Origin of the sequence: Piscinibacter gummiphilus (assembly GCF_032681285.1) — a bacterium.
Classification (GTDB): Bacteria; Pseudomonadota; Gammaproteobacteria; order Burkholderiales; family Burkholderiaceae_C; genus Rhizobacter; species Rhizobacter gummiphilus_A.
Genome location: NZ_CP136337.1, coordinates 164,456 through 178,846, shown reverse-complemented (window position 1 = coordinate 178,846; position 14,391 = coordinate 164,456). Strand labels below are relative to the sequence as shown.

Below are 14,391 nucleotides of genomic sequence, written 5' to 3'. Positions count from 1 at the left end.
GGCGTGTCTGACCCATTGCGCAGGTTCAGATAGAACGACTACGCCCGCCTTTGATAAATCTGCACCCATGGCCCTCACCAGTATTTGTCAGTATTAACTGGGTATTCGCGGGCGGAGCTTAAGGCTGGCGTGTGTCTCCCGCGTTAGGCATTGCCGAAATACCCCCATCCCTGTGGCTTTCGGCCAACACACTTTGCCGTCGCCGGATGAAACCGAAGGCAAGGACTGCGCCAGCCAGTTGAACCAGTACCACCAACGCCACGGTACCTGGCCATCCATATTCGTTCCACACCGTCGCTGGTGCAGCTGCTCCTATCGATGCACCGAGGTAATAACTCGCCAGATAGCAGGAGCTTGCTTTCTGCCTAACGCTCGGATCGACTGTGTTGAGCAGGTAGGCGAAGACGGTCTGTGAGGTGAAGACGGCCGCACAAAAGATGGCCATGCCCGCCACAATTTGTCCACTACCCCCACCCAGCGTGGTTAGCAACCCCGCAAGTAGGAGGTTAGTTGCAAGGACTTGTAACCACAGGGGCCCAATCCGCTGTATCAAACCAGGCACGAATCTAACGACAACCAAAGCCGGAGCGAATACCAGATAAAGCAAGCCCAACTGTGCAGTTGACCAATTGAATGGTTCTTGGGATAAGTGAATTGACACCATGCTCGTCGCTGCCGCTTGAGAAATCATGAGCACAGCGCCACCCACGGCCAGATGAGGTATGTCATTTCTGAAAACTGGCAGTAGCGATTTCAACCACTGCTGGATGGGCTCCAACTTCACCACTCGGTCTTCGCTCATGTCCGACCGAGGCAAAGCCCACCAAACCACGGCCATCAGCAAGCCTTGGATCAAGGCGAAGGCCATGAATGCCGGCGTCCAGCCCCAGTCCATCAAAGCGGCTGGCACCAATCGGCCGAGGATCCCTCCCAAAATGATTCCAGTGGAATAGCTCGAGGCCAACGACGCAGCTCCCGTGGGCGCGAGCATCCCAAGGCTGCTGATGAGGGACGACAACCCGACTGCGATCGTCACGCCTTGGACGAGGCGCCAACAGATGAGGATGGAAGTGCTGTCGGCCAGGCCCAAGCCAACTGTCGACACGACCGTCGACATCAAGGCCCAAAGCACTGCGGCTCGCGGACCGTGCGCCGCGGCGGGCCGACCTGAAATGAGCGAAACGACCGCCAACGCCAGCGTTGTCGTCGTCAGAAGCGATGCCGCCAACCCCACGTCGCCTGAGAAGCGCGTCGAGATCGCTGGGTACAGCGCCTGGAGGCAGTAGAGAGGCGAGAAGGCAGCAACGGCCGCCGATGTCACCACCAGGTGCGCTTTGAGACTCGCTGTCCGTTCAGGCTCGGTGCTCAACGTCTCGCCTCAGGGGCATGTTGCGTCGACGGCAGCGTAACAGAGCCCACGCCTCACGGCGTGCTCGCACCTCCTCCGCAGATCAAGCGGAGCTACTTGCCAGACCCACTAGGGGCGCGAGCCACCTGCAGCTTGGACAGTTGGTCGCAGGGCAGGTTGTCGAGCACAGGGGTCTTCCCAGTGTTGTCGTAGGCATCGCCTAGGGACTTCACCATCGGATGCCGGCTGAGCTCGGCACCGAGGGCTGTCGATGGTTGCAGCCCACAGATGCTGGTCGCCATCACCGTCACAAAGTACCGCCCTGCTGTCAGTTCGTCCTGATCCGCTTTGTTCGGGGCAGCAGCAGCCACACCCGTCCACATCAGAACTGCCAGCGATGCGCTGGCTGCAAAACTCTTCCCTCGCATTCCAACCTCCGAATCGTTATGTTTCAAAAGGTATCCGATTGCCGGCCTCAAGTGAAGTCCTAGTCGTTGGCAAGTCGATCGACGCATCGACTCCTTCACGCATCTTGAGCGCGCCATCCTAAGCCGCGCTTCCTCATTTGCTCTGCTTCCCTCGCATCGCTTTCCAGACTTCCTGTTGCCCTCTCATCACCACACGCCACGTAGGCTCCTGGGAACTTCCTTCGTTGCGATCGGCCGCTGCTTCTTCGTCCACGATGGTTAGCAACCCACGTTGAGTCAGCCAGATCCACGAGATGGTCTTGGCCAGGTCGACAGCCCACTTCAGGTCTTCACCATTTCCGAAGCTGTGCCACGGCGCGAAGGCACACCATGGAGCCCTTGGCTGATCGAGGGTTGCGGCCGTCGGCCCGCACGGGGCGCCTTTGCAAAGCAACGGCCACAGATGGGCCCCGTCACCATCGTTCAGCGCGACCCCAAGGGTCAGCACTCCAGTCGACTCCGATGGGGACGCCTTCGAGATCACGACCACCAGCATGTCACCCTCGACCCCAGCGACGCCGCACGCACCTTTCAGATGGGAGAAGGGCAACTGCACCTTCATGCCGGTGCCGGCTCGTACGGCCGCCGAAAGCCACGCCGCAGTCAGCGTCGTGCTTTCCCAATGCAGTTCGCTCTCACGGATGTCCGTGCGCGTCCCGCTTGAAATGTCGATGCACACAAGCCCGTCCATTGATGTCCCTGTGCGTTTGAACGCGAAGCTCTTATTCCACGGCCGACGCATCTTGTTAAGGCGCCTGGCCGCCAACCAACGGCAGGCCGGGAGTCTCCCACACGATCTACCTCCGATGGAAGCCTCTGAGCTTGCACGCTATGCGGCTGTGTTCAAGCCGCGACAGCACCTCATAGCGCCCTTTCCTGCCCTCTGGGTGAATGAGTGCGTTTGTCCACCTTCCGGCCAAAGAAATGGCGGGCCGAACCCACGCACATCGCAAAGCCCAAACCGAACTAACGCGCCACGGCGTTAGGCGCCGGCCACCTCTTTCAAAACCCCGCCTTTTGGCGGGCTAACCTTTTAAAAGAAGGGGCGGGAAATGCATTGAAAAGACGCCGTGGACGGCGTAGACTGACGCGGCAGCGCGTTAGTTCGGTTTGAATCGGAGGCCTAGCAGCTATGTACACGGAAGATCTGTTCTTGCCCATCGGGGCGGCGAAAGCCAAGGGTGACTTCGAAGAGGCGTTCGATCGTTGGCAGGCGGACATCTCCGCGGCCGACGTCCTCACGAGGTCGTCCAGCGTCGGCTACTACGCGTCAATCTGGAAGGCCCTCACCGACTGGTGCGTCGTTCAGGATCCGCTCGTGACGCTCGACAACATCGTCGAGCGCGACCTGGTCGAATATCTCAATCAGAGACGGGCCGAGAACGGCGATGCCTACACGACTCGTCACGCGTGGCGTGTGCTGCACTTGGTCGACCGCGTGCTTCAGCATCGCGCGCTGGTCAAGGACGTTCCTTACCGCGACGCCGCAGCCCGTGTCATCGAAAGTCGAGAACAGATCAAGCATGCCAACGTCGATGAAAACCAGGCGGCGCTTTCATATCTCAACGGTGAAGAAGCGGCCATCCTGGTTCGCTACTTGCGCGGGGTGCGCCCCGGCGCGCTCGGCAGACGAAAGCTTCGCGACTGGCAAGATCTGCGCAACCTCGCCGCCGTTGCCTTGCATGTCGGCGCAGGCCTCACCGCCGGCGAGGTTCGCGCGCTCCCCCTGAAAGCACCCATCGTCGAAGGCGGGCCCATCAAGGACGTCCCTTGGAAGCTCGTGGTACCGGGCAACGGCAACCGCAGCAGCCGTGAGACACCGCTGGCCAGGTGGGCCGGCGACATCCTGCTCTATTGGCTCAATGAGAGGCGCGATCTGCGCCGAGAGTGGGTGAGGCAGCAGAAGGAGGCGAAACTCCCTACCGAGGAGTTGATGGAGGGCAAGCCCGCGCCTCAGTTCCTCTTTCCCGCCTGGAAGTGGAAACAGTGGGGGAAGGTCTCCCACTACGATGCCGTTCAAAAGGTTCTCGACTCAGCGGGCATCGTTCGTCACGGTGGTGCTCGCATGCTGAGAAACACATTCGCACTTCGCCAACTCAAGCGCGGTACTTCCAAGGCGGATCTGGCCATGTACATGGGCATCACCGATCCGGAAGTACTTGATCGATACGAACGCGTTGTGCAGGTGGACGACGTTGTCGTCTAGGGGTGAGCGCTATGCGCCCTCTCCCTTCACGCTTTAGGGGGTGCTGCCAGGATTAAGCCAGAAATCACACACAGCGCCGCATCACCTAAGCCCTGTCAGGTCCGGCGCAATGCCCCTGCTGCAGCGCATCGAGCGTCGGATTGAAGTCTTTCGGTGACATCGAGAACAGCTCACCCCGTACAGGCCAAACCTGCCTCACTTTGGACTGCACATCCATCGGGTCATCCTTCGTCAAAATGTCGACGACGTCCCCTGGTCGGGGTCTCCTCGTTTTCAGTGCAATAAGTGACGGTACGAAAAGCTAGCACTGGCGCGGAGGTGGTGTTGGTAGATCGTTGATTTCATTGACTTTCCTGTTCACTTTCAAATCTGCGATTCGTGGCGTCAAACCGTGGTCGGTTTCATCCATTGGTGCCAGTTATCGATGCATTTGGCCGCGAAGGCAGGATTTGGTCAGCATAGCGGTCAACCGGGAAGCGAAACACACCCCGCAAGTTGATGCTCTCCAGCCTGGTGGGCGCAATCTTCCCGATCAGTTCCGGTGGAATGACCTGGCGGCGGTTCGACCAGCGATCCAGGACCGCCTGCATCTGTGAGGTATTCCACGCCATCACGATGTTGGCCATCAGGCTCAACGCATCGGCCACAGCCTGCATTTCATCGACACGTTTGGCCTGCGCCGGGCTGATCCGGCCGGTATAAATGGCGCGCTTGAGGGCGTTAACAGCCTCGCCCCGATTGAGCACCCGGCGCAACTCGTTCCTGAAAGCGTCCTTGACAAAGTAGTCAGCCAAAAACGCCGTACGCAGCAACCGCCCCAATTGCACGCCAGCCTCATAGATTGGATCGCCCTGGGCGGCAGAACCGAACCGCGCAAGAGCTGCCACCGCACTGGCATGTCCGCTCATGACCGAGGCTGCCAGGTGCACCAGACTATCCCAATGCTTTTCGATCAAAGCGACGTCGACATTGGCTTCGCACACCGCAGCGATTTCTGCGGGCACTTTGGTGCCGCGTGGCACAAAGAGGTGGCGCTGTTTGAGTTCCTTCAACCGCGGGCAAAGATCAAAACCAAGCAAACGGGCATGTGACATGGCAAAGTCGGTGTAGCCATGGGTATCCACAGCAAGCTGGCTGGTCTCCAGCTTTTCTTGGCGGATGACACCTTCAATGGCCACGCCCGCCTGGCGCTCATTGAGCACAAAGGGCTGCGCATGGAAGATGCCCCACCGGTCTTTTACATGGGAGTAGATTCCAATGGAAGGTGTGTTGCGCCGAGGATCAAGCCGGGCTTGCCACACCCGTTTGGTGGTCTCCATGCTCATCATGTCAGAAGATGCCAAATCGGACCGCCCCCAGGTGGCGGCAATCGGGTGTCGCTGCATGAATTCCAGCACAGCCTGGCAGGCCTGGCTCAGACGCCGTTCGTCCCGCGCCCAGCGCATGGCCTGGCGAATGCTGGTGGCAGACAATTGCGGAATCATGCGCGCGCATTCGACCGCAGTCAGACTGGTGCCGTGGGCCATGATGCCGGCATAGACCATCAGCAGCTCGTCGGTAGAGCGCGGCTCACGTCCGAGCATGATCCAGCTAAAGCGCACCTGGGCGTCAACGGCCAGAATCACTTCCGGCAATTGAACCTCACCGATGCGGTGATCCAAAGCCGCGCGCAGCTTGGTCACTTCTGGGTCTTCGTCCTCTGCGGGCAATGGCGACAAATGGAGTTCATCATCCACGCGCAGTACGCCACTGCGGGCTGCAGCGGCCACCGCATCGACACCGGCAGTTACTCTGGCCAGCAAAGGCTTCAAGAAAGTGGCAGCCTTGCTGGGTAACGATAGACGGGCATAGTGTTTCTTGGACTCTGCCTGCCAACGCTCGTCCGTGAAGAACAAGCGCGCACGACCCCGAAAGCTCAGGCTGTGCTCAATCCAGACCGAGCCATTGCGCACCGCGCGGCGCAGGGCAAACAGGGTGGCCACCTCCAACGCCTGAAACGGGGTCTCCTCGTTTTCAGTGCAATAAGTGACGGTACGAAAAGCTAGCACTGGCGCGGAGGTGGTGTTGGTAGATCGTTGATTTCATTGACTTTCCTGTTCACTTTCAAATCTGCGATTCGTGGCGTCAAACCGTGGTCGGTTTCATCCATTGGTGCCAGTTATCGATGCATTTGGCCGCGAAGGCAGGATTTGGTCAGCATAGCGGTCAACCGGGAAGCGAAACACACCCCGCAAGTTGAGCGAGCGCAGCCTGGTGGAGGTGGTCGGCATCATCGGCTACTACGCATTGGTGGCCTACACACTGAACACGTTTGACATGCGGACGTGAGCGGTTGTGTGGCGGCGGGTGCTTGAGTCGGACTTGATGCATTCGCGACTGGCCCCGGCCACTGCCGTTGTTCGTGTGACCTCGTGCGCCATGACCCGGCGGTGCTTCGCATCGGCTGCGGCCTGCACGTCGCAGCCGACCACGCCCGTGGCGGCCCACGCCAGGGCCTGCGCTCTGCCGCGCAGGCTCCTAGCCTCACGCTCCAGCGAAATGTGCGGAGGCTGCGCTGATGAACCGCGGAAGGGACGTGGACGACCCCGGAGACCAGCGCCGGCGCTGCGGCCATCGGATCGAGGAGCACTCAGGCTCGAATGAATGGAAGGACGTGCCGTATTCCGGCCTGGAATAGCGCCAATGCGCAGCAGCTGCGTTCCCCCAGAGCGAATGACAGGCGAAAGTGCGGCTCCTCGTTTCAAGGAGCTGCCATGTCACTGCAAGACAAGCTGCACGCCTTCAAGGCCGATTTCATCGCGGGCAAACCGCCCTACGACGCACTGGCCGAGATCCATCCCATGGCCCGGGCCACCGAAGAGCTCGTCGCCTCGGGCACCGACGACCCGTGCCCGGGGAGTCGGCAGGTCGTTCTTCAGCTTGCGGTACTGCTTGATTCGGTAGGCCGGCAGCGTGAATCGCAGGCCGAACGCGGCCGCCGCCTCGTTACCCGGATCGCTCAGGATCGGGAGCTCCAGGCCGTTGGTGCGCACCTCGCGGCTGTTCACGGCGTTCCGCGGCGAGACGGCCACGACGCGGGCGACCAAGCGGGCTGCTGGTGGCGCTGACGGGCGATAGCGCTCCCGTCGTCACTCCCTGGTACCCGTCGCGTCTGCACTCAAGCCAACCATGCACCGGACTCGAACAGAAGTGGCTGCGGGCTCGGGCGCTCGATGGGCTTCGTGCCCCTGTACGTCGACTACTGCTACAAGGCTTCCATCAGATAGTTGGCAGTCTTCTCGGGTACATCGACCATCATGTCGTGACTGACATCCCAGCTTTGCACTGCCCATGCCGGGTTGGTTCGCAATGTCGCCGCGATCCTGTCGAACGCAGGATGTTTGAATCGGGTAGCTCGCAAGTACATCTTCTTGGGAATCTTCGTATATGCGCTCGCAACAGGCACGCGCTCGAGGAATGTTTCCGCAGGCTGCTTCGTACATTTCGCGTCAATCCTGGCTTGATTCCTCTCTTCGATACCAAATACCTTCGCTGGAATCGGTGGGATATATCCACCGGTCGCCTTTGCCTGCTTCTCCATGGCAGCTCGCGCGCCACCGCCATTCAGGTCGGCCAGTGCCTGACCACTCTCAGGGATGAAGGCATCCAAGTAGACGATCGCCCTGACTTTCCCACCAATCTGTTCTGCTGCAGCAGTAATCACCATTCCCCCATACGAGTGGCCGACAAGCACGAAGTCGTCCAGCTCCTCCCACTCGACAGCATTCACAACGTCTTGAACGTGGGTGCTTAGGTTGATCTCTGGCGAAATGAGGTTTGACCTCTCGGCGAGCCCGCTCAACGTGACGGTAAACACCCGATGGCCTTGATTTCGCAGAAGTTGCGCAACTTGCTGGTAGCACCAGCTTCCGCCCCAAGCGCCGTGAACCAGAAGGAAAGTGCCAGCCTTCTTTTCTGCATTCTTGGGTGATGATGCGGCGCAAGCAGCCAGCGAACCGGCAACAATGGGGATCGCGGCGAGAAGCGCTCGGCGCGGCACTTTGGTCGTTGTCATTCTTCGCTCCAGGATTTGGGTTGTCTCTCAATCAGTCTCCGCATGCTCGGTAACGCGCGGAGTGCCACGCGAGTCGTGGCTGCCAAGACGTTCGCTTTGAACGGTTTGCTTGTCAACGCGGTTTTGCGCTACGCGCAAAAAAGGGGCAGGTGTGAGCGGACCTTCGATGTCGTATCGAATCCGCTCCAGCGCCTGAAGGCGGCCGGCTTCCGGCTGGCCATGCTCACCAACTCGCCCGATGCCGGGCGTGCAAGCGCAGACCCGGCATACCGGTATCGACGGCTCCTTCGAGCGGCAGCTGAGTGTCGAGCGGGTGCGCCGCTTCAAGCCCGACCGGGCTGGGTATGGGTAGGCGGCGAAGCAGATGGGCGCGCAGCCGGCGGACTGCATGCTGGTGGCGCCCGACGGCTGGAACACCGCGGGTGCGCAGGGGGCGGGCCTGCGCAGCGGCTTCGTCGCGCGGGGAAGGCCAGCAGAAGTTCGCGCTGGCGCCCCTCCCGAGCGGGATGTCCCGGATCCGCTGGCGCTGCCCGACCGGCTCGGCGCCTAGCAGACCGGCCTACCAGCGCAGCAGGCGCGCGCCGAGGGCGGCGCCCAGCAGCCCGGTGAACAGCACGCCCATCGTGTACCAGACGGCGACGAACGCAAGCCTCGACTCCGGGCAAGCCAGCGAGTAGCCGAAGGCGCCCAGCGCCCGGGCCAGCAGTCCGACGGATAGGAAATTCAACCGCATGAGGCCAAGTATGGCACGAGTTTTGGGCCTCGAAACACGTTCGGCCAAGGAAGGTTGAGCGCTCGCTTGCCGCTCAATGGCAAGAGCTTGGGAGGCAGTATGCATTTGGGCCTGGCGCGCGCGCAGCTGCTTCCCCGCAGCGATGGATACCGCCGCTTCACTGGGTCACCAATTGACGCGCTGGTCTACCTCGTCGGGTTGAGCTGCCAGATCCCAATCCGGCTCGCCTTGCGCACCATCATCCACCGGCGCGTCGCAGCCCTCCCACAGCGGTGGCCCGCGTGCCGGGGTGATGTGCGGGGGGGCAGACTCCACCCCGATGTGGTTCAGGATGTGGCGGATTTCGGCGCTGTGGGTGATGAAGGCAATGATGCGCATCTGCCCACCGCACATGGGGCACAGCAGCGGAAATGCCTCGTAGATGCGGGCAATCAGCACCGCCCACAAGTAATGCGCCGCTCGCTTCGGGCGTGCTTCAGGTTCGGGTGTGGGTGTGGCCGCGTTGCCCGGCGCCGCCACCCCAGGTACGCCCGCGCCAGGTTGTGCAGTCTCCACCGTGGCTGGTTGCGACGCAGCAGGCTGAGCCAGCGCCGTTACCGCCGCTCTCAGCGGCGAGTTTGGTGCCAGCACACCAAAGTAGCGGTGCCGGTGGGTGCGTGGCGGTGGCACCAGCGCGGCGATGCGGTCGATCAGTTCCAGCGGTGTGAGGTGCAGCTCATCTGCCTTGGCACCACGCTTGTCACTGGTGGGCTCGCTGCGCTGTTTGGCACAGCGGTACACCAGTTTGCTTCCCTCTTTGCGTAGGCGCTCCATGGAAAACGGTGGACGCGCGCAATAGCGCAGCAGCCGCTCCAGCGCAGCGCGGTCGTGGGCTTCGATGCAGACACCGGCGTCCACCGAGAAGCCGCTGTGTTTGTAGCCCAGCATGTCTTTGGCGTCACAGTTCTCCAGCAGGCCCCGAGCAACGAAGGCGCGCAGGATGCGTTTTTGCAGTGTGGTCTGCACTGGGGCCACGGTAGCCGCATCGATGCCGGTGGCCGCGTGAAAGATGACACCCGGCGATGAGATTCGAGGGGTCGCATCAGCATCGCCCTCGCCCTCCACTTCCTCAAACACCCCGTCCACCACACAAACGTGGAAGTGGACGTGTTCATTGAGGCTGGAGCCGAATCGGTGAATGAAGGCGATGGCACCGATGTGCAGGCCTGCCTTGTCCATATGGGCCGCACCGGGGCTGTGGGTCTGCAGAGTTTGTGCGATCACCCGCAGAAAGATGCGCAGCACCATGCTCAGCACCGCTCCGTCGCGTTGCATGAAGTACCGCAACCTCTTGGGCACGGAGAGCACCCACTGGCGCACCGGCAGGCGGGGGAAAACGTGGTCGCTCAGGTGTGCCGCCGTCTCCACCATCCGCCGCGTGGTGCACGAGGGGCAGACTCCCCGGCCTTTGCAGGAGAAGGCTACAAAGTAGTCGTGCCCACAGTCGCCGCAGCGAGCGCGGGCAAAGCCATGGGCAAAGATGCCGCACTCAAGATACTTGGCAAACGCTTTGCGCACGAAGGGCTTGGGGGTGTGGTGGTCGCCCTGGCCGTCGAACTGACCCGCGCTGGCCAACTCTAGCCAGGTCTCGTAGTGCTCGGCTACCATTTGGTAGAGCAGCGTGCGTTCGGGGTGGCGTGGGTTGTAGAGCTTGGGCTTGGAAGTGGCTGACATGAATACTGTACAAATGCACAGTATTCTGCGGCGATTGTTTGGGTACGCAAAGCACAAGGCCCGAACCGTCGCCAGTTCGGGCCTTGTCAGGGTAGCTTGGCTGCGGACTTACTTGCGCGCAGGCGGCACATCCGTGCAGCTGCCATGCGCCACTTCCGCCGCCATGCCGATGCTCTCGCCCAGCGTCGGATGCGGGTGGATGGTCTTGCCGATGTCGACAGCGTCCGCACCCATCTCGATGGCCAGGGCGATCTCGCCGATCATGTCGCCCGCATGCGTGCCGACCATGCCGCCGCCCAGGATCTTGCCGTGGCCCCGGCCAGCATGGCCGTCTCCTGATCCTGCTTCGGGGCTGTCGTCGAACAGCAGCTTGGTGACGCCTTCGTCGCGGCCGTTGGCAATGGCGCGGCCCGAGGCCGCCCAGGGGAACAGGCCCTTCTTGACCTTGATGCCCTGCTGCTTGGCCTGGTCTTCGGTCAGGCCCACCCAGGCCACTTCGGGGTCGGTGTAGGCCACGCTGGGGATCACGCGGGCGTTGAAGGCGGCGCTGGCCAGTTCCTTGTTGCCCTGCAATTCGCCGGCGATCACTTCCGCCGCCACATGCGCCTCGTGCACCGCCTTGTGCGCCAGCATGGGCTGGCCCACGATGTCGCCGATGGCGAAGATGTGCGGCACATTGGTGCGCATCTGGATGTCCACGTTGGGGTCTCCTCGTTTTCAGTGCAATAAGTGACGGTACGAAAAGCTAGCACTGGCGCGGAGGTGGTGTTGGTAGATCGTTGATTTCATTGACTTTCCTGTTCACTTTCAAATCTGCGATTCGTGGCGTCAAACCGTGGTCGGTTTCATCCATTGGTGCCAGTTATCGATGCATTTGGCCGCGAAGGCAGGATTTGGTCAGCATAGCGGTCAACCGGGAAGCGAAACACACCCCGCAAGTTGATGCTCTCCAGCCTGGTGGGCGCAATCTTCCCGATCAGTTCCGGTGGAATGACCTGGCGGCGGTTCGACCAGCGATCCAGGACCGCCTGCATCTGTGAGGTATTCCACGCCATCACGATGTTGGCCATCAGGCTCAACGCATCGGCCACAGCCTGCATTTCATCGACACGTTTGGCCTGCGCCGGGCTGATCCGGCCGGTATAAATGGCGCGCTTGAGGGCGTTAACAGCCTCGCCCCGATTGAGCACCCGGCGCAACTCGTTCCTGAAAGCGTCCTTGACAAAGTAGTCAGCCAAAAACGCCGTACGCAGCAACCGCCCCAATTGCACGCCAGCCTCATAGATTGGATCGCCCTGGGCGGCAGAACCGAACCGCGCAAGAGCTGCCACCGCACTGGCATGTCCGCTCATGACCGAGGCTGCCAGGTGCACCAGACTATCCCAATGCTTTTCGATCAAAGCGACGTCGACATTGGCTTCGCACACCGCAGCGATTTCTGCGGGCACTTTGGTGCCGCGTGGCACAAAGAGGTGGCGCTGTTTGAGTTCCTTCAACCGCGGGCAAAGATCAGCTACTCAAGCGCGTGTTCGACATCGACATGCAGCACTGCCCCAACTGCGGCGCCGGGGAGCTCAAGATCATCGCGGCCATCCTGGAGCGACCGGTGATCGAGAAGATCCTGACCCACCTGGGACTGGATCCGCAGCCGCCGCCCAGAGGCCGAGCGCGCGAGGCGCGGCAAGACTGAAGCCGCCTGAGCCGCGTCGACCGTCCCGGACACCGTACACATCACAAAGGGCTGCGCAGCCTGGCGCCAGTGGCCGGTGGCGCTGCGCCCGCGTGCGGACTGGATGGCGGAAAACACAGGGTCAACCCCGAGATCAAGGCCCAACGAGCGCGAGGCGAGCCGTCAGGGCGGGCCGAATCCAGACAAGGCAACGGCTCAGGCGCCAGTTCCAAGCCATCCAGGCAGGCATCGGCTGCCCACCCAGGGCTGAGTCGGGCTTTCCAGGCTTTTCACAGACCAGACCGTTTGAAATTCCTATGCGCTCTTCATTTCGTCTCCAGAGGTTTTTCGGGGTGATGCCGGCGGACACAAGCTCTGGGTCAACATGGCCTGCTCGCTGGCGGGTCAATTATTGAACCGACGTGCAATCCAGGCCGTTCTCGCTTTCCTGATACGACTCGACTCAAGCTCGGTGGGCTGTTTTGTGTTAGGCGTCGGTTCCGGGGTGAATTTCGAGATAGTCCTTTTGTTTCAACGTGTTGCGTCGGTTTTCCTGGGGTTTGCCCGAGCCTTCGGGTCTGCGCTAGCGGTGCGGGCAGGGTGCTGTGCTTTACTCGCGGCCAGCGTTCTCAGCTCTAAAAATCACCATGCGTGCAATATTGCTTCTCGCCGGAGCCGCCCTGGTGGGCGCGGCCTGCTGGTGGGGCGCCTCCGTTCCGGTGGACTCCGCCCCCGCCGAAGCGGCCGGAGGGCCGGCACCGGCCGGTGCCGCTGCCGGGCGCATGACGCCCGGCGCGGTGGGCAACGGGCCGTCGGCCCAGGTCAGCCTGTCCGACGCGAGTGGTCTGACGCTCGACGCCGCGCGCCTCTTCGAGCTGGGGTTTGGCGGCGGGCTGCTGCTCGACCGCGACACGCGCGCCTCGATCGAGGCCCTCATCAACACCATGCCCCTGGAGCCGTCGGCGCAGGACATGGACCGCCTGCAGCGCGCGCTGCGCGCCGGCCTGCCCTACGAGGAAGCCGAGAAGGCCTACAAGCTCATCTCCAACTACCGCTCCTACAGCCGCGACGTGCAGCGGGAGATGCTGCCGATGGGCATCCCGAAAAACCAGGACGAGGCGCGCCAGCTCTACGACCGCATGGACGCGATGAAGCGCCGCTACTTCGATGAGCCGACCGCCAACGCACTCTTCGGCGCCGACGAGCGCTACGCCCGCCTCACGATGGAGGCCGGCTTCATCCACCAAGACGCCACCCTCAGCGCCGAGCAGAAGGTGCAGGCGATCGAAGCATTGCGCGCCAAGCTGCCGCCCGAGCGGCGCGAGCTGATCCCGCCTTACGTGGCGCCGGAGCCGGTGGAACCGTCGGCGTCCTTGCCCGCGTTGTAGCGGCTGCGCCTCACGACGCGCATGAACTTCGCGTTGCGGCTGTTCGACGGGCTGAGCCCGTACCAGCGCAGGAAGGTGCGCGAGAACTGCGGCGAGTCGCCGAAGCCGGCCGCGTGTGCCACCTCGGTCAACGAGCGGCCGGTGGGCAGCAGGTCGAGCACGCTGCGCTGCTTGAGCCAGGTCTGGTAGTCGCGCAGCGAGATGCCGACCGCGGCCGAGAACTGCCGCGACATCATCTGCTGCGAGCGCCCGCAGCGCTTGGCCAGCGTTTCCAGGCTGATGCCGGGGTCGGCCTCGAGTTCGCGGATGCAGGTGAGCGCCATCGTGTCGGGCGGCGCGGTGGGCGGCAGCTGGCGCATCGCCTCCTGCGTGGCGGCGTCGAACACCGCCTCGGCCACCGAGAGGCCGGCGCTCCCGTCGATCAGCGCGCACAGGCTCGCGTCGAGCGGCGCGAAGGCATGCCGGTCGAGCGGCAGCACCTGCGCGCGCTGCAAGGTGCCGAAGACGTGGAAGGACTCGTGCGAGGGCATCACGTTGAAGCTCAAGAGCGCCGCCTCTTGCGCATCGAGGCGGCGCTCCACGCGCGGGGCCACGATGGCGGCGCTGGTGGTCACGCTGTGGCCGTTCTTCAGCGTGAGCGTGAAGGGCTTGTAGTCGGCGCTCAGCAGCAGCACGGCCGGTGGGCGCACCGTCATGCCGCTCGCGAAGTGGCGGGTGGCGTAGATGAAGCCATCGTGGCCGAGCAGGTAGCTCAGCGCGGGGGGCGGCGCGGTCGTGTTCCTTGGCGTTGCGCTCATGGGCATGGCCGCCTGC

Annotated in this window: 9 protein-coding genes and 4 pseudogenes; 4 read left to right on the top strand and 9 right to left on the bottom strand. The window is 62.4% G+C overall.

The features are described from left to right. Positions 1–118: 118 nt before the first annotated feature. Positions 119–1,369, bottom strand: coding sequence for an MFS transporter (locus tag RXV79_RS27470; protein ID WP_316704351.1), 1,251 nt, complete (start codon positions 1,367–1,369; stop codon positions 119–121). Between the two features lie 540 nt (positions 1,370–1,909). Beyond that, a complete protein-coding gene (locus RXV79_RS27465; protein WP_316704349.1) occupies positions 1,910–2,506 on the bottom strand; it encodes a hypothetical protein in 597 nt (198 codons plus the stop codon). Positions 2,507–2,947: 441 nt separating this feature from the next. On the opposite strand from RXV79_RS27465, the gene RXV79_RS27460 reads away from it, so the two are divergent. After that, positions 2,948–4,021 (top strand): tyrosine-type recombinase/integrase, encoded by a 1,074-nt coding sequence (locus RXV79_RS27460; RefSeq protein WP_316704348.1) that lies wholly within the window; start codon positions 2,948–2,950, stop codon positions 4,019–4,021. A gap of 401 nt (positions 4,022–4,422) precedes the next feature. On the opposite strand, the pseudogene RXV79_RS27455 reads toward RXV79_RS27460, so the two are convergent. Next, a pseudogene (locus RXV79_RS27455) lies at positions 4,423–6,027 on the bottom strand (Tn3-like element IS1071 family transposase); the annotation flags it as partial. A gap of 747 nt (positions 6,028–6,774) precedes the next feature. Here RXV79_RS27455 and RXV79_RS27450 point away from each other — a divergent pair. Next, positions 6,775–6,897: pseudogene (locus RXV79_RS27450) on the top strand (AhpC/TSA family protein); the annotation flags it as partial. 368 nt (positions 6,898–7,265) lie between these two features. Here RXV79_RS27450 and RXV79_RS27445 read toward each other — a convergent pair. The 5 genes and pseudogenes from RXV79_RS27445 to RXV79_RS27425 all read right to left on the bottom strand — a co-directional run. After that, entirely contained in the window at positions 7,266–8,075 is an 810-nt protein-coding gene (locus RXV79_RS27445; protein WP_316704346.1) for an alpha/beta fold hydrolase, read from the bottom strand. Between the two features lie 559 nt (positions 8,076–8,634). Further along, positions 8,635–8,802: an NrsF family protein gene (locus RXV79_RS27440; RefSeq protein WP_316704345.1), complete on the bottom strand. Its 168-nt coding sequence runs from the start codon at positions 8,800–8,802 to the stop codon at positions 8,635–8,637. A 171-nt stretch (positions 8,803–8,973) separates the two neighbouring features. After that, positions 8,974–10,521, bottom strand: a complete 1,548-nt coding sequence (locus RXV79_RS27435) for an IS91-like element ISCR8/ISPps1 family transposase (protein ID WP_011117152.1) — start codon at positions 10,519–10,521, stop codon at positions 8,974–8,976. 108 nt (positions 10,522–10,629) lie between these two features. Then, positions 10,630–11,235 (bottom strand): annotated as a pseudogene (locus tag RXV79_RS27430) (FAD-dependent oxidoreductase); the annotation flags it as partial. A gap of 131 nt (positions 11,236–11,366) precedes the next feature. Continuing rightward, a pseudogene (locus RXV79_RS27425) lies at positions 11,367–12,032 on the bottom strand (Tn3 family transposase); the annotation flags it as partial. 14 nt (positions 12,033–12,046) lie between these two features. Here RXV79_RS27425 and RXV79_RS27420 point away from each other — a divergent pair. Together RXV79_RS27420 and RXV79_RS27415 are read left to right on the top strand one after the other, a co-directional pair. Next, positions 12,047–12,211: a hypothetical protein gene (locus RXV79_RS27420; RefSeq protein ID WP_158101060.1), complete on the top strand. Its 165-nt coding sequence runs from the start codon at positions 12,047–12,049 to the stop codon at positions 12,209–12,211. Positions 12,212–12,837: 626 nt separating this feature from the next. Then, positions 12,838–13,578: a lipase secretion chaperone gene (locus tag RXV79_RS27415; RefSeq protein ID WP_316704343.1), complete on the top strand. Its 741-nt coding sequence runs from the start codon at positions 12,838–12,840 to the stop codon at positions 13,576–13,578. Here the strand turns inward: RXV79_RS27415 and RXV79_RS27410 are convergent. After that, on the bottom strand, positions 13,527–14,375 hold the full coding sequence (locus RXV79_RS27410; protein ID WP_316704342.1) for a helix-turn-helix transcriptional regulator: 849 nt from the start codon (positions 14,373–14,375) through the stop codon (positions 13,527–13,529). The genes RXV79_RS27415 and RXV79_RS27410 overlap by 52 nt on opposite strands. Positions 14,376–14,391 lie beyond the last annotated feature (16 nt).